The organism is Cypionkella sp. (assembly GCF_030652235.1).
Taxonomy (GTDB): Bacteria; Pseudomonadota; Alphaproteobacteria; order Rhodobacterales; family Rhodobacteraceae; genus Cypionkella.
This window is the reverse complement of sequence record NZ_JAUSBA010000057.1, coordinates 85,466-104,737: the sequence shown is the minus strand read 5'-3', so window position 1 is coordinate 104,737 and position 19,272 is coordinate 85,466. Positions and strand designations below refer to the sequence as shown.

17 protein-coding genes and 1 pseudogene are annotated in these 19,272 nt (G+C 59.8%); 5 read left to right on the top strand and 13 right to left on the bottom strand.

The window, feature by feature from the left end:
• Positions 1-180: 180 nt before the first annotated feature.
• From Q7V03_RS19765 to Q7V03_RS19750, 4 genes are all read right to left on the bottom strand, one after another.
• A complete protein-coding gene (locus Q7V03_RS19765) occupies positions 181-978 on the bottom strand; it encodes a serine protease (protein ID WP_304927304.1) in 798 nt (265 codons plus the stop codon).
• Entirely contained in the window at positions 971-2,926 is a 1,956-nt protein-coding gene (gene parE, locus Q7V03_RS19760; protein ID WP_304927303.1) for a DNA topoisomerase IV subunit B, read from the bottom strand. The genes Q7V03_RS19765 and parE overlap by 8 nt, the downstream gene beginning before the upstream one ends.
• Before the next feature lie 76 nt (positions 2,927-3,002).
• Complete coding sequence (locus Q7V03_RS19755) at positions 3,003-3,377, bottom strand: type II toxin-antitoxin system death-on-curing family toxin (RefSeq protein WP_304927302.1); 375 nt, start codon at positions 3,375-3,377, stop codon at positions 3,003-3,005.
• Positions 3,374-3,622: a hypothetical protein gene (locus tag Q7V03_RS19750; RefSeq protein ID WP_304927301.1), complete on the bottom strand. Its 249-nt coding sequence runs from the start codon at positions 3,620-3,622 to the stop codon at positions 3,374-3,376. Before Q7V03_RS19750 ends, Q7V03_RS19755 begins: the two co-directional genes overlap by 4 nt.
• 63 nt (positions 3,623-3,685) lie before the next feature.
• On the opposite strand from Q7V03_RS19750, the gene Q7V03_RS19745 reads away from it, so the two are divergent.
• Positions 3,686-4,582, top strand: a complete 897-nt coding sequence (locus Q7V03_RS19745; protein WP_304927300.1) for an NAD(P)-dependent oxidoreductase — start codon at positions 3,686-3,688, stop codon at positions 4,580-4,582.
• 72 nt (positions 4,583-4,654) lie between these two features.
• Here Q7V03_RS19745 and Q7V03_RS19740 read toward each other — a convergent pair whose 3' ends face one another.
• Positions 4,655-5,314: a glutathione S-transferase family protein gene (locus Q7V03_RS19740; RefSeq protein ID WP_304927299.1), complete on the bottom strand. Its 660-nt coding sequence runs from the start codon at positions 5,312-5,314 to the stop codon at positions 4,655-4,657.
• A 165-nt stretch (positions 5,315-5,479) separates the two neighbouring features.
• On the opposite strand from Q7V03_RS19740, the gene Q7V03_RS19735 reads away from it, so the two are divergent.
• On the top strand, positions 5,480-7,237 hold the full coding sequence (locus tag Q7V03_RS19735; RefSeq protein WP_304927298.1) for a LuxR C-terminal-related transcriptional regulator: 1,758 nt from the start codon (positions 5,480-5,482) through the stop codon (positions 7,235-7,237).
• A 246-nt stretch (positions 7,238-7,483) separates the two neighbouring features.
• On the opposite strand, the gene Q7V03_RS19730 is transcribed toward Q7V03_RS19735, so the two are convergent.
• Genes Q7V03_RS19730 through iolD form a run of 5 tightly spaced genes read right to left on the bottom strand, consistent with a single transcriptional unit; the run spans position 7,484 to position 12,735 of the window.
• On the bottom strand, positions 7,484-8,131 hold the full coding sequence (locus tag Q7V03_RS19730; RefSeq protein ID WP_304927297.1) for a potassium-transporting ATPase subunit C: 648 nt from the start codon (positions 8,129-8,131) through the stop codon (positions 7,484-7,486).
• 46 nt (positions 8,132-8,177) lie between these two features.
• The gene (locus tag Q7V03_RS19725) at positions 8,178-9,011 is read right to left on the bottom strand and encodes a class II fructose-bisphosphate aldolase (protein ID WP_304927296.1); all 834 of its coding nucleotides are present in this window, start codon (positions 9,009-9,011) and stop codon (positions 8,178-8,180) included.
• Positions 9,008-9,850, bottom strand: a complete 843-nt coding sequence (locus Q7V03_RS19720; protein WP_304927295.1) for a 5-deoxy-glucuronate isomerase — start codon at positions 9,848-9,850, stop codon at positions 9,008-9,010. The genes Q7V03_RS19725 and Q7V03_RS19720 overlap by 4 nt, the downstream gene beginning before the upstream one ends.
• Before the next feature lie 18 nt (positions 9,851-9,868).
• Complete coding sequence (gene iolC, locus Q7V03_RS19715; protein ID WP_304927294.1) at positions 9,869-10,834, bottom strand: 5-dehydro-2-deoxygluconokinase; 966 nt, start codon at positions 10,832-10,834, stop codon at positions 9,869-9,871.
• Positions 10,834-12,735 (bottom strand): 3D-(3,5/4)-trihydroxycyclohexane-1,2-dione acylhydrolase (decyclizing), encoded by a 1,902-nt coding sequence (gene iolD / locus Q7V03_RS19710; protein ID WP_304927293.1) that lies wholly within the window; start codon positions 12,733-12,735, stop codon positions 10,834-10,836. The genes iolC and iolD overlap by 1 nt, the downstream gene beginning before the upstream one ends.
• A 104-nt stretch (positions 12,736-12,839) precedes the next feature.
• Between iolD and Q7V03_RS19705 the strand changes: the two genes are divergently transcribed.
• The 3 genes from Q7V03_RS19705 to Q7V03_RS19695 are packed head-to-tail and all read left to right on the top strand — an operon-like array spanning position 12,840 to position 16,009.
• Positions 12,840-13,940 carry a Gfo/Idh/MocA family protein gene (locus Q7V03_RS19705; protein ID WP_304927292.1) on the top strand — a complete coding sequence of 367 codons (1,101 nt, stop codon included), beginning with the start codon at positions 12,840-12,842 and terminating at the stop codon, positions 13,938-13,940.
• 13 nt (positions 13,941-13,953) lie between these two features.
• Entirely contained in the window at positions 13,954-14,838 is an 885-nt protein-coding gene (locus Q7V03_RS19700; RefSeq protein ID WP_304927307.1) for a sugar phosphate isomerase/epimerase, read from the top strand.
• Between the two features lie 13 nt (positions 14,839-14,851).
• On the top strand, positions 14,852-16,009 hold the full coding sequence (locus Q7V03_RS19695; RefSeq protein WP_304927291.1) for a Gfo/Idh/MocA family protein: 1,158 nt from the start codon (positions 14,852-14,854) through the stop codon (positions 16,007-16,009).
• A gap of 6 nt (positions 16,010-16,015) precedes the next feature.
• Here Q7V03_RS19695 and Q7V03_RS19690 read toward each other — a convergent pair whose 3' ends face one another.
• The 3 genes and pseudogenes from Q7V03_RS19690 to Q7V03_RS19680 all read right to left on the bottom strand — a co-directional run bounded on the left by Q7V03_RS19690 (position 16,016) and on the right by Q7V03_RS19680 (position 19,216).
• Entirely contained in the window at positions 16,016-17,011 is a 996-nt protein-coding gene (locus Q7V03_RS19690) for a LacI family DNA-binding transcriptional regulator (protein ID WP_304927290.1), read from the bottom strand.
• 282 nt (positions 17,012-17,293) lie between these two features.
• Positions 17,294-17,707: pseudogene (locus tag Q7V03_RS19685) on the bottom strand (transposase); the annotation flags it as partial.
• A 264-nt stretch (positions 17,708-17,971) separates the two neighbouring features.
• On the bottom strand, positions 17,972-19,216 hold the full coding sequence (locus Q7V03_RS19680; RefSeq protein ID WP_304927289.1) for an ABC transporter substrate-binding protein: 1,245 nt from the start codon (positions 19,214-19,216) through the stop codon (positions 17,972-17,974).
• Between the last annotated feature and the right edge of the window lie 56 nt (positions 19,217-19,272).

The following is a 19,272-nucleotide window of genomic DNA, read 5'->3' as shown; positions in this document are numbered from 1 at the left end:
CCGGCATCCCGCCTTCAGCCTGACGCAGGATCGCGAGGATCTGCGCCTCAGTGTATCTGCTTGTCTTCATTCGGAATCTCCTCGTTCATATTACCGAGAAAATTCTACTTATGCAGCCCCTTACTTTCGGGGGGGATTACCAGGTGGTCTAGATAGTAAGCAAAGCATGCCATATGCACTCTATTTTGACAGTATGTAGTTTCCGGGAGTTAAGGTCCTAACCATTTCTTCAAGTACTTCTCTTTTCCATACTCTGCCAACGCTCAATTTATCATCAACATCAGTGCCATATCGGCCAGAGTACATTCCGATAAACCGAACGTAAGGACCACTTCCCACGACAGTGTCTCCATTATCAAGAAGTGCACCATCAATCGCTTGAGCGATTACTGGAGAACCTGACATTCCTTCTCTCGTTGATGAATCTACCAAAATGATGGGAAGCTGATCGGCTTCAAGTTCTGGCTCGCTTGCTATTGAACCGCGTTTCCAAATTGGTAATCCCGGCTGCTTTGTCACTCCAAGCGGATATCCGATTATAAAAACATCGCGACCGGGAGTGCATCTAAGATTAGGAGTTTCGTCTGACCGAATTGCTGGAAAAATATCGAACGGCGCATCTGGTGGTACAAGCATAAACGCAATATCGTATTTTTGCCCTGCGGAGTGTTGAAACCAAGCAGGTTGCCCATCTTCCTTCAAAAGGCTAAAATCAAAATTTAAAAACTCAGCAAGATTTCCCTTCTTACAAAACAATCCCCTTGCCATATCTGGTGTAGCACCCGAAAAATGGCGTGCTTGACCTGTGTAGGGATTTCGACCGGATAATACATGCCAGTTAGTCAATAATGCATAAGAGCCACCCGTCAAGCCAACAAAAAAGCAAGTTGCGCTACCAATGCTCATTCCATTTGAAAACAACTCTATTGGACGAGATGCAAATGAGTAGGATGTTACAAAAATATTATTTCTAGACATCCAGCTCCTCCACAAACCGCGCGTTCTCCTGAATATACTGGAAGCGCAATTCTGGCTTTTTCCCCATCAAACGCTCGACCAGATCCCCGGTCTCTCCCGGTGCATCTTCGTCAATCGTGACGCGGATCAGTTTGCGGGTGGCGGGGTTCATGGTGGTGTCTTTCAGGTCTTTGGCGTCCATCTCGCCCAAGCCTTTGAATCGTTGCACGTCGATTTTACCTTTGCCACCCAGGCCTTTGGCCAGCCAAAGCTCTTTCTCGGCATCGTCGGCGACATACAACCGCCGCGCGCCTTGGGTCAGGCGATAGAGCGGCGGGCAGGCGAGATACAGATGGCCTTTGTCGATCAGCGGGCGCATTTGGGTGAAGAAGAAGGTCATCAGCAGGCTGGCGATATGGGCGCCGTCGACGTCAGCGTCGGTCATAATGACGATTTTATCGTAGCGCAGGTCATCGACTTTGAAGCGGCTGCCCATTTGCACGCCCAAAGCCTCGCAAATGTCGCGGATTTCGGAATTTTCGTTAAGTTTACCGGAAGCCGCGCCCAGCACGTTGAGGATTTTACCCTTTAGCGGCATGATGGCTTGGGTTTCACGATCACGCGCACCTTTGGCGGAACCACCAGCCGAATCCCCCTCAACAATAAACAATTCGGTGTTGTCGCGGGTTTTGGATGAGCAATCGGTGAGTTTCCCCGGCAGGCGCAGCTTTTTGGTGGCGGTCTTGCGCTGGGTTTCTTTCTCTTGCTTGCGTTTCAGGCGCTCTTCGGCGCGCAGGATCAGGAAATCCATGATCGCGCCTGCAGATTTGGAATCCGACACCAGCCAGTTGTCAAAGTGGTCGCGCACGGCGAGTTCGACATAACGGGTGGCTTCTTCGGTCGCCAAGCGGTCTTTGGTTTGGCCGACGAATTGCGGTTCGCGGATGAAGACGGATATTAACGCGCAGCCCCCGGCGAGCATATCGTCGCGGGTGATCATTTCGGCTTTGCGGTTTTTGGTGAGTTCGCCGTAGGCCCGGATGCCTTTTAAGATCGCAGACCAAAAGCCGAATTCATGGGTGCCGCCTTCCGGGGTGGGGACGGTGTTGCAATAAGATTGCAGGAAGCCGTCGCGCACCGGGCTCCAGTTGATCGCCCATTCGACCGAGCCGGGGACTTGGAATTTCTCTTGGAACGAGACTTTACCCGCGAAGGGGCGGTCGGCGTAGGTGGTTGTTTTCTCTAGCGTATCTGACAGATAGTCGGCGAGGCCGCCGGGAAAGTGGAAGGTGGCTTCCATTGGCGTGTCGCCATCGGGAATGGCAGATTTCCAGCGGATTTCGACGCCGGAAAACAGGTAGGCTTTCGAGCGAACCATGCGCAGCAGGCGCGAGGGGCGAAAGTGGTGGCTGCCGAAGATTTGCGGATCGGGGTGGAAGGTGAAGGCGGTGCCACGCCGGTTGGGGGCGGCGCCGATTTTCTGGATGGGACCAAGTGGCGTGCCGCGCGAGAACGACTGCGCGTAGAGTTCTTTGTTGCGGGCGACCTCGACATAAAGGTGATCCGACAGCGCGTTGACGACGGAACTGCCGACGCCGTGCAAACCGCCCGAGGTTTCATAGGCTTTGCCGTTGAACTTTCCGCCCGAATGCAGGGTGCAGAGAATGACTTCGAGCGCGGATTTGTCGGGAAATTTCGGGTGCGGATCGACCGGGATACCACGGCCATTGTCGCGCACGGTGAGCGAGCCGTCGGCATGGAGTTCGACCTCGATGCGGTTGGCGTGGCCTGCGACGGCTTCGTCCATCGAATTGTCAATGATTTCGGCGGCAAGGTGGTGGTAGGCGCGCTCGTCAATGCCACCGATATACATGCCGGGGCGGAGGCGGACGGCCTCTAGCGGTTCCAGCACCTCGATCGAGGAGGCGTCGTAGGTGTCCTGTGCGCCCGAAAGCAGGTCATTGGCCATGGGATGCTCGATTCTTGTTATGCGGATTGTTGGCGTCCTTAGATCAGATGCGGGGCAGGGCGCGCAAGATCTGGGGCTAGCTGTGGGTGCGCAGCCAGTGGGCGAGTTCGCCCTCATCCAGCAGGTCTTGGGCGGCGCGGATGATGACGGGGCCGATTTCTGAGACGGTCCAAGGGATTTGGATGCCGTTCAGGTCAAGGCACACGTCCATGCTTTGGTGGGCGGTGCGTTTGGTGGCATCGTTGAAGCAATGGCCTTGCGCGATGGAGATAGCATAGGCGGCGGCCAGCGCGAACGCATCCTCGATCATGCCGTAGGCGAGGCGATTTTCGACACGGGCCAAGGCACCTTCGAGGGATTTGTTCAGCGCACGACCCTGCAACTCGCCGGGGTTCAGCACGCAGTCATGGATGGCTTTGACCAGTTCGGGGGTGAGCAGGCAGAAGGTCATTTGTCTTTCAGGTAGTCAAGCACGGGCTGGTTGATGGCGCGGCGGCGGTTGAGGCTTTCCAGCACTTCCTTCATCGTGGCGTCGCGGTGATCGGCGCGGCCGACAGCCTCGGCGGGCACCAGATAGCCTACCAGTGCCGAGTTCTTCAGGATGGCGACGGGTTGGCCGCCGGCGCGGTCAAAGACCTTTTGCGGCTCGCGCAATTCGGTCATGGTGCAGATCTGGGGTGTGGCGAGGCGGGTCATGGTGGACTCCTGTGATGTACGATTAAATATACACTGAAATGTACAAAATGCAAGGAGGACGCGATGCGGGTGCTGTTTACGGGTGGGTCGGGCAAGGCGGGGCGGCATGTGGTGGCGTATCTGGCGGCGGCTGGGCATAAGGTTTTGAACGTGGACCGGGTGGCTTTAAGGCATCCGGGCGTGGCGGATTTGAATGCCGATATTTGCGATTCTGGCCAGATGTTCAATGCGATGAGCGCGCATATCGATGAGGCGGAGTTGGACGCGGGGGCGGCGCCGCGTTTTGATGCGGTGGTGCATTTCGCCGCCGTGCCTGCGCTGATGTTGCAAGCCGAGAATGAGACCTACCGGGTCAATGTGATGGGCACCTATAACGTGCTGGAGGCGGCTTGTAAGCTGGGTATTCCGAAGGTGATCATTGCGAGTTCTGAGACGACGTATGGGGTTTGTTTTTCGAATGGCATTGTGGACCCCAAAGTGCTGCCGCTGGAGGAGGATTACGATATTGATCCGATGGATAGCTATGGCATGTCAAAGAAGGTTAATGAAGCCACGGCGCGGAGCTTTCAGCGGCGGTTTGGCAACGATATTTATGCTTTGCGGATCGGGAATGTGATTGAGCCGCAAGAATATCGCAGCCGGTTTCCGGGGTTCTTTGTCGATCCGGGGCAGCGGCGGCGGATCACCTTTAGTTATATGGATGCGCGGGATCTGGGGCAGATTGTTGATCTGGCTTTGCGCAAGGATGGGTTGGGGTTTCAGGTGTTCAATGCCTGCAATGACACCAACTCGGTCTGTCAGAGCAATCAGGAATTACTGGCGCGGTTCTTTCCGAAAGTGCCGCTTTCGAGGCCAGTTGGGGCACAGGAGAGTCTGCTGTCGAACCGGAAGGCGCGCGAGGTTTTGGGGTTCAAGGAGCAGCATAACTGGCGGAATTATGTGGATGATCCGACGGTGTAAGGTGGGGTGGCTTTCGCCATGGCGTGCTTGGGGCTGTGGAGTGGTGCGCTGAAGCGCACCCTACATGTTGCATTACGCAGGTTCTGCCGCACGGGCCTGCCACATCGCCTTGAAGCCGGGGCGGGATTGGCAGCGCACTAGCCATGCTTGCAGGCTTGGAAATTCGCCGAGCAATGTGGGGTGGGATTGGGCGTAGCGGACGATTTCGGCCACGTTGATATCGGCGGCGGTGAAGCGGTCGCCGACCAGCCAATCATGGACTGACAGATGCGCAGCCAAGCGGGAGAGCGGGCGGCGCAGTTTCTCGGCATTGACCGCGATGCTGGCTTGACCCTCGGGGGTTTTGTCGCCGCCATCGCCGATGATGTAAAGGATTTCCAGCGCCGGGGTTTCCACCGAGGTGGCGGCGAACAGCGACCATTGCTCCATCAGCGCGGCCTCGGCGTTGTTTTGCGGGCCCAAGGCTCCGCCATGGCAGCGAGCGATGTGCAGGGTGATGGCGAGGCTTTCGGTCAGCACAAGACCGTCTTCGGTATAGGCGGGAATTTGGCCTTGCGGGTTGACCTGAAGGTAGGCGGTCGAGGTGGTGTTCAGCGGCGCATCTGCGGCTTTGGGGTCTGCCAGCCGATAGCCTTGGATCACCGGGATGTGGGTGTAGGGCAGGCCCAACTCGGCCAGCAGCCATAACGGGCGCGAGGCGCGGGAGCGGTAAACTCCGTATAGGGTGATCATTGCGGGCTCCTGTGGCGGCGATTTCGCGGTATTCTTAGGCAAAGATCGCGGCGACGGAAAGGGGTGGCGGCGGGCTTCGCGGAAATCGGAAGATTCCCGGTGTTTGCTGCGCTGCCGCGACAGGATTTTACTTGCCGTAACGGCAGGCTTGCGCCACCACAGGGTATGTCCGAGCCGAAGTCCCCAGCTGACGCCGCGCAGACGCCCTCGCGCGAGGATAGAGCCGAGATTGTCGATCGGCTCTATGAGGTTGCGCTTGACCCAATCCGGCTGGAAGATCTGCTTGATGTCTGGGAGGGGCGGATAGCGCCTTTGCGCAGCGGGCCGGGGGATGATCCGGTGCAGTTGGACGACCCCGAGATAGAGGCGCATATGGCGCGGGCCTCGGTGTTTCTGGATCGGTTTGAGGCGACGCGCGGTAATGGCGTCTATCGCTCGGTGCTGGAGGATATTCCGCGCTCGGCGGCTTTCCTAAGCGACGGTGGGCCGGTTCTGGCAGGGCACAATCGGCCTGCGGCGGTGGCGTTTGGGCTGGGTGACGCGGCGCGGTTAAGCGATTTGCCGTTTGAGGTGGAAGATATCGAGCTGCTGCGCGGGGTGATTGCCAAGGTGGCGGCGGGGAAGGCCGAGAAGGCGATCACCTTGCGGATGCGGTCGCATCGCACGGGCAGTCCGGTGATCGTGCGGGTGGGGCCGGTGGAAAGCCCCGGCCCGAAGCCATTGGCGCTGGTGATATCGACGGAGTTGGTCTGGCCCGAGGGCTTTGAGGAGACCGTGCAAGAGGCGTTTGGGCTGACGGCGGCGGAAGTCGAGATCGTGCGCGGGATCACTTTGGGGCTGCCGGTGAAGGATATTGCCGAGGCGCGCAGGCGGTCTGCCGAGACGGTACGGACGCAGGTGCGCTCGATCTTGGCGAAGACCGAAACGCATAGCCAATCCGAACTGGTGCGGGTGGTGCTGGGTCTGATGGATGTGGCGGTGCTGCCGTCCGAGGGTGCGGTGGCGGTGGCCAAGGCGGGGACGCTTGAGGCATTGTCGTTCCAGCAGATGCGCGGCCCGGACGGGCGTCGGTTGGAGTGGATCGAGTTCGGCCAGCCCTCGGGCGCGCCCTGCGTGTTCATGCATTTAGATTTCGGGCTGATCCGCTGGCCTGCGAGCGCGGAACGTGCCGCCAAACACCGCGGGATGCGGGTGATCGTGCCGGTGCGGGCGGGCTATGGGCGGACCGAGTTGCATTCGAAAGGTGTGGGGCATCTGGAAGGGGTGACGGCGGATTACATTGCTGTGCTAGAGCATCTGGGGGTGAAGCGCGCGGCGGTGATCGCTTTGGGCGCGGATCTGCGCTTTGCGATGAGCCTCAGCTTAGAGCGCCCCGAAATGGTAACGGGGATTTTGGGCTGTGCCTGCCAGTTGCCGCTGCGGACCCCGGTGCAATATGAGCGGATGGACAAGTGGCAGCGCTTTATCCTTGCCAATGCCCGCTATGCGCCGAAAATCCTGCCGTTTCTGGTCAAGGCGGGGTTTTCCTTGGCGCGGCGGCTGGGCAAGGAGAAGTTCTTCGCGCAGGTCAATGGCGGCTCGCCCGCCGACATGGAAGCCTTTGCCGACCCAGAGATCCGCGAGGCGATGCTGGCGGGGTCGGAAGTATGCCTTGGGGAGCGGATTTTGGCCTCGGAGGCATTCACGCGGGAATGTATCGGATCGGAAAAGGACTGGTCGCATCTGGTCAAGCGGGTGCAGGCACCGGTGGTGTTGTTACAGGGCGATCAAGACCCGCAGACCCCGTTGCAGACCATTCGCGAGTTGATGGCAGAATATACCCATCTGGATATCCGCTTTGTGCCGAACACCGGCCAGTTGCTGTTCTTCAAGGAATGGCCACAGGTGTTCGACGTGTTGGAAAGATTTTTGCCAAGGCGGTGAGAATCTCTGCCGCTCTACCGCAATTTGGGTATGCGGGCGGGGTGGGTCTTGCGCTATCAAAAGATATATTCAAAGCCGTTTGATGGAACCCTTGCGACCAAAGCGTATTTCCCCCGAAGACTGGGCGGTGGCATCTGGGGTGCCACCGCCTTTCTCGTTTCGGGGCCTTGGTTGTTTATGGGCCGCGCGTTGAAAGGTTTTTAGTAGGGTGTTGTCACTGGCGTAGACGCGGAAGCAGGTGGGTTGCTATGGCGGTCCTTGGCTGGACCGAGTCCGATCTGATGCGTTGAGGCGGTCATTTCGGCAAGAGAAAGCCGCATCCTGCGCGAGATTGCGTTGCAGCACCTTGATCAGCGGCTTGCCATACAGCCCAAAAAGGCGCGCTTTGCTCTGGCTGGCGATCAGCGCCTGCACCGCCGCCGGGTCGGCTTTGCGGGCGGTTGCAATCCGCGCGGCTTTGGCGGCGGCAGGTTCCGGGCTGCTGTTGGGGTCCAAGCCAGAGGTTGAGGTGGTTGTTACGGCGTCAATCAGGGCATCGGCACCGTTTTCTGCGGTATGGGCCGCGCGGCGTTCGGCGACGCCGGCGATCAAGAACGCATTGGTGGGGCCAAGGTTGAAGGCACCGGAGGGGGGTGGCTCGGTGGCTTGAGGTTGAGGGCGCGGGTGCAGGTAGCCGGGGTTGGTGAAAGACGGCACGATCAGGTGGGCCAGACCATACACAGCCACGTTGCGGCGCAGCAGCACCGCCGACAGGATCGCCGAATTCGACGAAGCGGGGCTGATGATGTTCCGCACGGCAAGGCCGTAGCAGGCGCCCACCAACATCGCCGGAAGGATGGCGTAGTACTTCGCCACATCATTGCCGATAGCGAAGGCGGTCAGCCACCTTCGCATCCGACTCGGTCCCCGCGCTTTAGGGACGCAGCCTGGGTTTGGCGCGTCAGATCCCAGCCAGGCCCTTGATAGCGGTCCTTGCCGCGGCGCTCACTGGATCAATGGTTTCTCGCAGCAGTTGATTGCGGTCAAAGCAGTTGGGATCTTGTGCTATTGCGGCGCGCAATGCCGCACCAAAGGCCATGCGCAACTCGGTGCCGATGTTGAATTTGCAAATCGTGGTTTCGCGCGCCAACTGCTGTCGCTGCGCCGCCGGGATGCCCGATCCGCCATGCAGGACCAGCGGCACATTCGGGGCCACCGCCTGAATGGCCCGCACACGGGCCAGATCGACGGTCGCATCCGGCCGGATCATCAAATGGCTGTTACCGACAGAGACCGCCAGCGCATCCACCCCGGTTTCGCGAACAAAAAGCGCGACTTCGCCGGGGTCGGTTCCCAGCGAGTGCGCGCCACCATAATAACCGACATAGCCCAGTTCGGCTTCGACCGACACGCCTTGGCGATGCGCAAAGGTGACGATTTCGGCGGTTCGGGTGATGTTCTCGGCGAGCGGCAACGCAGATCCGTCATACATCACCGACGTGAAGCCGCAGTCGATCGCCATTTGGCATACGGCGGCATCTTCACCATGGTCAAGATGCGCCACAACCGGAACCGAGGCGGCCGCAGCCAAGGTGCGAAACATCGCACCCATCACTGGCAAAGGCGTGTGGGCGCGACAGCCGGGCCCGGCTTGCAAGATAACTGGGCGCTGCAATGCCTCGGCCGCGCGGACATAGGCCATAGCGTCCTCCCAGCCAAGCACCACCAACCCGGCCACGGCGGTGCCATTGGTCAGGCAGGGGGGCAGCACCTGTTGCAGCGTCGCAAGGCTCATTTGAACTTGGCGATCATGTCTTTGATACCGGGAATTGTTTCGATCTGATCGGCATGGCTGGGTTGGAAATATTGCACCAGCGAACGTTGAGTTTCGCCGGCTAGAATGGTGAAATAATACATCTCATAACCCGGAAGCACGCAGCAGGGGTGATAGCCCTTGTCGATGGCAACCGTTGATCCGTCAACGATGTGGTAGGCGTCACCCGATTTTCCATCCTCACGTTGCAGCATTTGCAGACCTGAGCCGTGGGGCGGATTGAAGCGGAAGTTATAGGCCTCGTCGTGGCGGGTTTCGTCGGGAAGGCGGTTGGTGTCGTGCTTGTGGCTGGGAAAGCCGGACCAGCCTCCGGCACCAACGGTGTAAAGTTCCGACACCAGCAATCGACCGACGCGGCCATGGTATTTGGTGCCAAGGATATGCTTTATTTTCCGGTGGGTCTTGGTGTCATCGGACCCGTATTGCACTGGGTCAATATCGCAGGCGCGCACCGCAAAAGCAGGCAAGACCTGATCAAAAAGCGCGCCTGCGATGAAGATTTCGGCGTGATCGGATTGGCACGTCATCGTGGCAGCCATTCCCGAGGAAATATAGACGCCTTCGGGCGGGCCATCCCAGACATTCAGGCGGCGCGTGCCGATGGTGGCAAAGCTGTCGGCGCCGGTCTGCACGTCAATGGTGCCAGTGGCGGGGACGAGGCAGGTCTCATATCCGGGCACATGCGAGGTGAAGCTTTCGCCGCGTGTCAGTTTGACGATGTTGAAATACACCAACGGCACCTTCGGGTGACCCGCTGCGATGATGGCCTGATTTTGGTTGTCATAGGGGGCAATGTGCATAGGCGGCCTTTCGGATCGTCAATATTGGCTGATGAAGTGGTCAAGTGCTGCGGTGTCGGGCGAGGCCGGGGCGCAGCCGATGCCCGCCACGATGAGTGCGGCGGTCGCGGCCCCACGCCGGACAGAGGTTTCAAGGGTATGGCCTTGCGCCAATCCCGCCAGAAGCCCACCCATAAAGCCGTCACCCGCCCCCATCGGTTTCCGGGCGGTGACGGAAAAAATTCCGGTCTCGAAGCTGTAATCGGGTGTAAAGGTGATCGAGCCCGCCGCACCGCGCTTGTAAATGGAGAGCAGCGCGCCGTGGTAGGTCAAAGACTTCGCATAGGCTTTGCCGTTTTCATGGCTACCGGCCAGCAAGCCAAATTCATCATCATTCCCGACGATGATATCGGATGCGGCGCAGGCTTGGCGGCAAATCAGTGCGGCCTCTGCTGGCGAAGTCCATGAATAGGCACGATAGTCGATATCCAGAACAACCAAGGCCCCGGCCATCCGAGCTTGCGCCATGGCGCCAAAGCTGGCGTGGCGCGAGGGCTCGCAGGCAAGCGCCGTTCCGGTGACCACAAGGGCTGCGACGCCGGAATAATCGACCGCCGCCACGTCGGTATCGCACAGGCAAAAATCGGCGGCTCCGTTTCGGTACAGCACGCTTTGGCAGTTGCTCGCGATGGTTTCCACCACCGCCAGTGAATTGCGCGCCTCGCCAGCCGTTGCCCGCAGATAACGGGTATCGACGCCGTAGCGCGTAAGTTCAGCGACACAATAGCGCCCGATCGGATCATCGGACACGCAAGTCAGCAGCGCCGCGCCCACATCCTGACGGGCAAGCGCCACCGCGATATTGCCAGCAGACCCCCCAATCGCCGAGGTATACCGCTGCGCCTGTTCAATCCGCGTTCCGGGGGGATCGGCGTAAAGATCCATGCCAACCCGACCCAAGACCACGAATTGGTTCAGTTTGATGCGCTGCCACAGCCGCTGCATCACAGACCCCGCCTTTGATTGGCGCGACCGGCTTCGATCTTGGCGCGGGCGGTTCCGATAGCTTCGCGCGTGCTGACTTCGGGGGTTCCGACCTCCCACCAGGCGTGGCCTTGGTCGGTCCAACCTTCGTGCGCATCAACTTTCATCACGATGACACAGGTGCGGTCGGCGATTTTCGCCCGCGCGAACGCGGCACCAAATTCATCGACCGACGCCACCTCTTCGGCAATCGCCCCCATTGCGCGAGCGTGGGCAGTAAAATCGACGCCAAACGGTGCCGCGATGGTCGGGCAATCGGCAAAAAGCGTGTTGAAGCTGGCATTGCCCGTGTTCTTTTGCAGCTTGTTGATGACTGCAAACCCACCGTTATCTAACACCAACACGATCAGTTTGTGGCCCGAAAGCACCGACGAATAGATATCCGAATTCATCAGCAGATAGGATCCGTCGCCCACAAAAACCACCGTTTGCGCGTCTGGTTGGGTTTCGGCTTGCGCGATGCGCGCCCCCCAGCCGCCCGCGATTTCATAACCCATGCAGGAAAAGCCAAACTCGACGTCCACGGTGCCGATGCCAAGGCTGCGCCAGTTGGCGGTTACCTCGGCAGGCAAACCTCCTGCGGCGGTGACGATGCGGTCTTGCGGCGTGCAAAGCGCGTTTACTGCACCGATGGCCTGCGCATAGCTGGGCAATCCATTGCGGGAAGCAACGTTGTGCGCGACATAGGCGTTCCAATTCTGTCGCTCGGCTTGTGCCAAAGCCAGCCAATTGGTTGGGGCGCGGTATTGGCCAAGGGCCGAATCCAGCGCCGCCAACCCAGCTCTGGCATCACAAACCAAAGGTTGCGACAGATGTTTGCACGCGTCGTGACGTGCCGCGTTCAGGCTGATGATGCGGCTGTCCAGAGCAAACGCGGCCCATGATCCGGTGGTGAAATCTTGCAGGCGCGTGCCAACTGCAAGGATCACGTCGGCGGATGCCGCGACTGTATTGGCGCTGTCTGATCCGGTCACACCCAGAGGGCCGATGTTCAAAGGATGATCCCAAAGCATATTCGCGCGCCCGGCGATGGTTTCCACAACCGGGATCGCGTGACGTTCGGCAAAGGCAGTTAACCCTGTCACAGCGCCCGAATATTGCACACCACCACCCGCAATGATCAGCGGGCGCTTCGCTGCGCTCAAAAGCGACACAGCTGCTGCAACCTCCACCGGATCCGGGGCGGGACGGCGAATACGGTGCATGCGCGGTTCAAAGAAGGCGGCGGGGTAATCATACGCCCAGCCCTGCAAATCTTGCGGCAACGCCAAGAACGCCGGGCCGCAATCTGCAGGATCAAGCATGGTGTTCAGGGCGGCGGGCAGGCTGTTCAGGATCTGGGCTGGGTGGGTGATGCGATCCCAATACCGACAAACCGCGCGAAACGCGTCGGTAACGCCAAACGCCGGGTTGCCGAAATGTTCAAGCTGTTGCAGGACCGGATCTGGCAGGCGCGTGGCAAAGTTGTCGCCGCACAGCATCAGCATCGGCAGGCGGTTGGCATGAGCCAAAGCCGCAGCCGTCAGCAGATTTGCGGTGCCAGGCCCGGCAGAGGCGGTGCAGAACATGAAGCGCCGCCGCAGTTGCGCCTTGGCGTAGGCCGCCGCAGCAAAACCCATACTCTGCTCGTTCTGCCCGCGATAAAGCGGCAACTTGTCCCGCGCGGCGTAAAGCGCCTCGCCCAGGGACGGAGCGTTGCCATGACCAAATATGCCAAAACCGCCGGCGCAGACCCTTTGCACATGCCCGTCAATTTCAATGAACTGATTGGCCAGAAAGGTTACGATGGCCTGTGCTACGGTCATCCGCAGGGTCGCCGTTTTCAAATCGCCTAAGGGCAAGCTTGTCGTGGTCGGGTCCATGCTCGTGCCTTTTTGCCTGAGGGCTGGAATCGCATTGACGATGCATCGCCAGTTACGATATCAATTTTGCAACCGGTTGCAAACTCTTTTGAAGGACGGCCCCCATGCGCGAAATAGGCATCGGAATTGTTGGCGGCGGCTATATGGGCAAGGCGCATTCAGTGGCGATGGCGGCTGTGGGTGCGGTGTTCAACACAGCACTTCGGCCCCGGCTTGAGATGATCTGTGCCACCTCGGACGCCAGCGCCGAGCGCTATCGCGCCGCTTTTGGCTTTGCGCGGGCGACTGCGGATTGGCGGGCCTTGGTGGCGGACCCGCGCGTTGAAGCCGTAGTGATCGCCAGCCCGCAAGAAACCCATCGTGCCATCGCCGAAGCGGCATTTTCCGCGAACAAACCGGTGTTTTGCGAAAAGCCGCTTGGCGCAAATCTTGACGACAGCCGCGCGATGGTGGCGGCGGCGCAGGCCTCGGGCTGCGTCAATATGGTTGGGTTCAACTATATCCGCACGCCCGCTTCACAATATGCCCGCGCCCTTGTGCAGCGCGGCGAGATTGGCGATGTGATCTGGTTTCGCGGCGAACACAGCGAGGATTTCGACGCCGATGCGACCAAGCCCGCGACCTGGCGCAACTTTGGCGCGGCCAATGGCACAATGGGCGATCTGGCCCCGCATATGATCAACGCGGCGCTAGCGTTGATTGGCCCGATTGCCCGTCTCAGCGCCGATATCGCCACGATTCATGCGACACGGCCGGGGTCCGAAGGGGGCGTGTTGAACGATGATATCGGACAGTTCATGTGCCGGTTTGCCAATGGTGCTATGGGGCATCTGTCATTCAGCCGCGTGGCCTTGGGCCGTAAAATGGGCTATGCCTATGAAATTACGGGAACAAATGGCGCAATCCGCTTTGATCAGGAAGATCAGAACGCGCTTTGGCTTTACCGCGCTGATGATGCGCCGGGCCAGCGCGGGTTCCGCAAGATCCTGACCGGGCCCGACCATCCCGATTATCTGGAATTCTGTCAAGGTGCCGGCCATGGCACAGGATATCAAGATCAGATCATTATCGAGGCGCGGGATTTCTTGCGTGCGATCGAAACCAATCAATCAATCTGGCCAAGTTTTGCCGATGGCATGGAGGTCAATCGCGTAATCGAGGCGGCACATGCTTCGGCTGGGTCAGGCACATGGATAAATCTATAGGGGGATGTCAAAGATGATAAAGATCGGCAATGCGCCGTGCTCTTGGGGCGTTGAATTCGCCAATGACCCTCGCAACCCGAACTGGCGGCGTGTGCTGTCTGATTGCGCGGGCGCGGGCTACAAGGGCATCGAACTTGGCCCAATTGGCTTCATGCCCGAGGACCCGGCGATTCTCGCCGATGCCTTGGCTGAAAATGAGCTGACCCTGATCGGCGGCGTGGTGTTTCGCCCGTTTCACGACAGCGCCAAATGGGACGACGTGTGGGACGCGGCAGAGCGCACCTGCAAAGCCTTGGTGGCCCATCGCGCCCAGCATTTGGTGCTGATCGATTCGATATCGCCGCGCCGCGCCGCCACCGCCGGACGCGCAGCCGAGGCCGAAGCGATGGGCCCGGCCGAATGGGCAAGCTTTGTCGACCGCATTCGCCGCGTGGCGCAGTTGGGCGTCGATCACGGCCTGACCGTGGGCATCCACGCGCATGCCGCGGGCTTCATCGACTTTGAGCCGGAATTGGAGCGGTTGCTGTCCGAAGTGGACGAAGGCCTGCTGAAAATCTGTTTTGACACCGGCCATCATTCCTATGCCGGGTACGATCCCGTGGCCTTTATGCGCCGCCACATCGGCCGGATTTCTTATGTGCACTTCAAGGACATCGACCCTGTAGTCAAAGCCCGCGCCGTCGCACATCACACAGGGTTTTATGAGGCCTGCGGGCAGGGAATATTCTGCAATCTTGGCACCGGCGATGTGGATTTTCCCAGCGTGCGGCAGATATTGCTGGACGCAAATTTCAGCGGTTGGTGCACGGTTGAACAAGACTGCGACCCAGCGGGCGGCACCTCGCCCATTGATGATGCGCGCGCCAATCGCGCCTTTCTTTCCTCCATCGGCTTCTAAGAAAGGTCGGACCATGAAGAAACTGAACTGGGGTATGATCGGTGGCGGCAACGGCAGCCAGATCGGCCCTGCGCATCGGCTGGCGGCCGGGCTTGACGGCCATTTCAGCTTTGTCGCCGGCGCGCTGGATCATGATCCCGCTGCGGGCCGCGCGTTCGCGCAGTCGCTGGGAATCGCCGCAGACCGGGCCTATGGCGATTGGCGCGAAATGCTGGAGGGCGAGCGCAACCGCGCCGACAAGATCGATCTGGTCACCGTCGCCACGCCCAATGCGACCCACTATGAGATCAGCAAGGCGTTCTTGCAGGCGGGCATCACTGTGCTGTGTGAAAAGCCGATGACAGTGACGGAAGGTGAGGCGGAAGATCTGGTTTTGACCGCCCGTGCAAGTGGTGTGATTTGCGCGGTGAACTACGGCTACACCGGCTATGCGCTGGTGCGGCACATGCGCGCTATGGTGGCGCGCGGCGATATTGGCCGCGTCCGGTTGGTGGTGGCGGAATTTGCCCATGGCCATCATGCCGATGAAGCCGACGCCAACAATCCGCGCGTGCGCTGGCGCTATGATCCGGCACAGGCGGGGGTTTCGGCGCAATTCGCCGATTGCGGCATCCACGCTTTGCACATGGCCAGCTTTGTCACCGGGCAAGATGTGGCAAAGCTGTCGGCAGATTTCGCGTCCTGCCTGCCTTCGCGGGTGCTGGAAGATGACGCCATGGTCAACTTCCGGATGGACGGTGGCACCGTTGGACGGCTTTGGACTTCGTCGGTAGCCATCGGGCGCCAACACGGCCTTGCCATTCAGGTCTTTGGCGAGACCGGCGGTCTGCGTTGGAGCCAAGAGCAGCCGAACCAGCTTTTTTACATGCCGTTGGGGCAACGTTTGCAGGTGATCGAGCGCGGCGAGGGCAACCTTTCACCCGAAGCCGACCGCGCCTCGCGCGTCACCGTCGGTCATGCCGAGGGCATGCCGCTGGCGTTTGGCAACATCTACCGCGATCTGGCGGAAAGTTTGTTTGCCGCACGCGTAGACCGTGCGCCAGATCCGGCGATTTCGTTGTTTCCAACCGCCGAAGATGGTCTGCGATCTATCGCCGCCATTCATGCGGCGGTGGCCTCGGCGGCCCAAGACGGCGTCTGGGTTGACGCGCGACCAGCGCTGTTTCGCTGACGGGGGTCAAAGCATCGGCCGCAGGGTGCGGCGTTCGACGATGTGGCAGGGAAACAACCGGGCCTCGGGGATCGCTCCGGGGTCCGCAAAGCTGGAAATGATCAGGTCGATCGATGCGCGCACAATGTCCTCAAAGGGTTGATGGATCGTGGTCAGCGCGATGTTCGCCCAACATGCCATTGCCATATCGTTCAAACCGATGATGCCCAAATCGGTTGGCACAACCAGACCCGCATCCTGCGCCGCCGACAGAGCCCCGATCGACAACACATCATCGCCGCAGAAATAGGCCTCGGCTGATGCGCTCCGCAGCAGGCGGGCCATTTCAGCGCGGCCGGCTTCGAAACTATACGCACCCGCAAAGCTGACCAAAGGCGTCACAGCCTTTGCCTTGGCCGCCGCGACAAAGCCTGCAAGGCGGTCTTGCGTTGTCGAGGCCTGCTCGGGCCCCCCCATGAACCCGATACGACCATAGCCCCGGGCGATCAGGGTTTCGGCCGCCATTGCGCCGGCCTCAAAGTTGTCGATGCCCACCACATGCACGGTTGGGGACAGTGTGGCGCGGCCAAAGGCATGCACCACCGGCAGGCCCGCATCGCGAAACGCCCGTGCAAAGCCAACCGGCAGATGCGAAGAAGCTACGATCACGCCATCGACCGAATACTGCCGCAACAGTTGCACCGAACGTGCCGGGTCGGTTTCATCCGACAGATTGACCAACAGCGGGCGCAAACCCTGCTCTTGCAGGCCGCGGGTGAAAAGGTCGAAAATCTGCAAGAATACCGGATTGTGGAAGTTGTTTGAAACCAGTCCGACCAATTGGGTTTTCCGCGTTGTCAGGCTGCGGGCCAGGATGTTCGGGCTGTAGCCCAGCTCGGCAGCCGCGCTTTCAACCTTTGCGCGGGTCTTCGCCGAAACCGAAGCCCCATCGGTAAATGATCTCGAAACCGCCGCCCGCGACACACCCGCGCGTTCTGCAACGTCTTTCAAAGTGATTGCCATGCCGTTCTTCATCCCGCGCCGTCAATTGTTTCAAGACAACCTAACGGTCTGCGCCGCGATTGTCATTGCATCTCCGAACCATCATCATGGCCGCAAGGTGCCATGCAGAGTGTTGTGCTGACCAAGGCTTCCTGCTGAACAATTCACGTTTTGGTGGCGTAGATGAACTGCGCACCTTGGCGCTGGCGACGCTGGCGGGGGGGCACTGGCAGGGCTGCCAGATTCGGTTCGGCGCAACAGCGTTATCCTGTCTGGCAGGCATTGGATGTGGATCTTGCGTCAAACACGGCGTTTCTGGCCACCGTGTTTACGGGCATCCCATTCGCCTTCACCTTCGACATTGATCCCCGCGCCGTCGATCAGCAGGTGCAGCGGACCCTGCGCGCGCCGATGTGGGATGTTCACGGCCAATGTTTTCTGGCGACGGCTGAGCGTGTCGCAGTGGAACCACTTGCTCAGCAGCAGGGCCACGGTCGTCGCCAAAGCTGCCGGGCGGGTCAGCAAATCAAAGATCAGCGGCACCCGGCAAAGAACGCGGTCGCGGCCAAAGCGGCAGCCCACAGCCCGTGCGCATAAAACCCGATGCTTTGCACCATTCCGATCAACCGTCACATCGGTCAGCAAAATCGCATCGAAGTATGTCTTGCCATGCGGATCGCCAAAGGCATTCCCTGCAGCGCGCAACGCAGGGCCCATGCACATCTCAACGCTGAAGAGTTTCAAACAACCGCTGTCCGACCGCGCCGCGCCCGCCGTACCAAGCACCGCCGCAAGGCCTATGGCGACATGCAGATGGAGCAATCTTGGCAGCAAAGACAGGCAAGACTTTTCGCTAAGACACGCACCGTCATGTCAGCAAAGCCAGCGGGCAGCCGGCAGCCGGCAGAACGTGTTACACCATCCGACCGGAAGGCAACTTTGGGCGCGACAACACCGCCGCGCCCAAAGGCTGCGTTCAGCTTACTTTACCTCAGCCTTGACTGCATCGACATCCGCCGTGGTCATCTCACCAATCGTGGTGACTTTGCCGTCAACGATCTGCCACAGCCGGAACGGCCCCGAGATATCGCCGTATTGGTCGAAATTCACCGGACCAATCACGCCTTCATAGCGGATCGCCTTGCCGTCTTTGATCAGCGCCAAGGCCTTAGTAAACTCTTCCTTACCCGCGTAAATCACTTCGCCCGCCGGATCGACCGCTTTGCGCAAAGCCTCGGGTAGTTTTGCCGCATCCGGCCCGCCCGCGATGGCAATCGCCAGACCCACAAGCGCGCCCGCATCGTAGGAACGGTCAGCCGCAGGCGCTGCTGGGTCAAGCCCCGAAAATGCCGTGTAGTTGGCATTGAAATATTCGGTCGAGGCCGAAGCCACGCTGCCCGACGAGGTGCCATAGGCCCCGCCAAGATATTCCTTGCCAACAGCGGCGACGAAATCATCCGAGTTCATGCCGTCATTCAAAAGGAATTTCTGCACCCCACCTTGGGAAATCCACGTCCGCGCAATGGTCGCACCATCGACCGGGTCGGAAATCAGATACAACGCATCCGGTTCTCCCGCCAAAGCCGCTGTGACTTCTGAGGCATAGCTGGACTGCTTGGCATTATAGGGTGTCACCGAAACCACCGTGCCGCCCAAAGCGGTGTAGGGCGCGGTGAATTCCTTTACCAGATTGACGCCGAAGTCATTGTTCTGATGGATAATCACGATCTTCTTCATGCCCTGATCCATCGCGAACTTCGCCGCAGCCACACCTTGCAGCGCGTCCGAAGTGATGGTGCGGAAGAACACGCCATTGGTCTTACCGTCTTTGCCCAAAGCCGTCAGCGTTGGCGAAGACGAGGCGGGCGATACTTGCAGCACCTTGGCTGGCCCCGTCACCGAAGTCAGGATCGGGATCGACATCGGGCTGATGATGCCACCGATGATCGCGGGCACCTTGGCCACCTGCACCAGTTGCGTCGCGGCATCCACCGCCAAGTTAGCTTGCGTCTGGCTGTCGCGGGTATCGGTTTTCAGCGTGCATCCGGCCACACCGCCCGCATCGTTCAGATCGCGAAACGCCATCTCGACCGATTTTGCCCCGGCCTGGCCGTAAGCCCCGGCTTCACCCGTCAGCTCAAGCACCAGCCCGACGGTGATGTCGCAGGCCTGCGCGCCAAGGGGCATCAGGGCCAAAGCGGCGCTGGCTAGAAGTAACTTTCTCATGTTGTCCTCATCTGTTGGAATGGCCTTTTGTTATCCGCGCAAATGCAGGCAAATCA

Excerpts from the sequence above, each read along its gene's own strand:
- Q7V03_RS19765 (WP_304927304.1), bottom strand. The coding sequence starts at position 978 with ATGTCTAGAAATAATATTTTTGTAACATCCTACTCATTTGCATCTCGT.
- parE (WP_304927303.1), bottom strand. The coding sequence starts at position 2,926 with ATGGCCAATGACCTGCTTTCGGGCGCACAGGACACCTACGACGCCTCC.
- Q7V03_RS19755 (WP_304927302.1), bottom strand. The coding sequence starts at position 3,377 with ATGACCTTCTGCCTGCTCACCCCCGAACTGGTCAAAGCCATCCATGAC.
- Q7V03_RS19750 (WP_304927301.1), bottom strand. The coding sequence starts at position 3,622 with ATGACCCGCCTCGCCACACCCCAGATCTGCACCATGACCGAATTGCGC.
- Q7V03_RS19745 (WP_304927300.1), top strand. The coding sequence starts at position 3,686 with ATGCGGGTGCTGTTTACGGGTGGGTCGGGCAAGGCGGGGCGGCATGTG.
- Q7V03_RS19740 (WP_304927299.1), bottom strand. The coding sequence starts at position 5,314 with ATGATCACCCTATACGGAGTTTACCGCTCCCGCGCCTCGCGCCCGTTA.
- Q7V03_RS19735 (WP_304927298.1), top strand. The coding sequence starts at position 5,480 with ATGTCCGAGCCGAAGTCCCCAGCTGACGCCGCGCAGACGCCCTCGCGC.
- Q7V03_RS19730 (WP_304927297.1), bottom strand. The coding sequence starts at position 8,131 with ATGCGAAGGTGGCTGACCGCCTTCGCTATCGGCAATGATGTGGCGAAG.
- Q7V03_RS19725 (WP_304927296.1), bottom strand. The coding sequence starts at position 9,011 with ATGAGCCTTGCGACGCTGCAACAGGTGCTGCCCCCCTGCCTGACCAAT.
- Q7V03_RS19720 (WP_304927295.1), bottom strand. The coding sequence starts at position 9,850 with ATGCACATTGCCCCCTATGACAACCAAAATCAGGCCATCATCGCAGCG.
- iolC (WP_304927294.1), bottom strand. The coding sequence starts at position 10,834 with ATGCAGCGGCTGTGGCAGCGCATCAAACTGAACCAATTCGTGGTCTTG.
- iolD (WP_304927293.1), bottom strand. The coding sequence starts at position 12,735 with ATGGACCCGACCACGACAAGCTTGCCCTTAGGCGATTTGAAAACGGCG.
- Q7V03_RS19705 (WP_304927292.1), top strand. The coding sequence starts at position 12,840 with ATGCGCGAAATAGGCATCGGAATTGTTGGCGGCGGCTATATGGGCAAG.
- Q7V03_RS19700 (WP_304927307.1), top strand. The coding sequence starts at position 13,954 with ATGATAAAGATCGGCAATGCGCCGTGCTCTTGGGGCGTTGAATTCGCC.
- Q7V03_RS19695 (WP_304927291.1), top strand. The coding sequence starts at position 14,852 with ATGAAGAAACTGAACTGGGGTATGATCGGTGGCGGCAACGGCAGCCAG.
- Q7V03_RS19690 (WP_304927290.1), bottom strand. The coding sequence starts at position 17,011 with ATGGCAATCACTTTGAAAGACGTTGCAGAACGCGCGGGTGTGTCGCGG.
- Q7V03_RS19680 (WP_304927289.1), bottom strand. The coding sequence starts at position 19,216 with ATGAGAAAGTTACTTCTAGCCAGCGCCGCTTTGGCCCTGATGCCCCTT.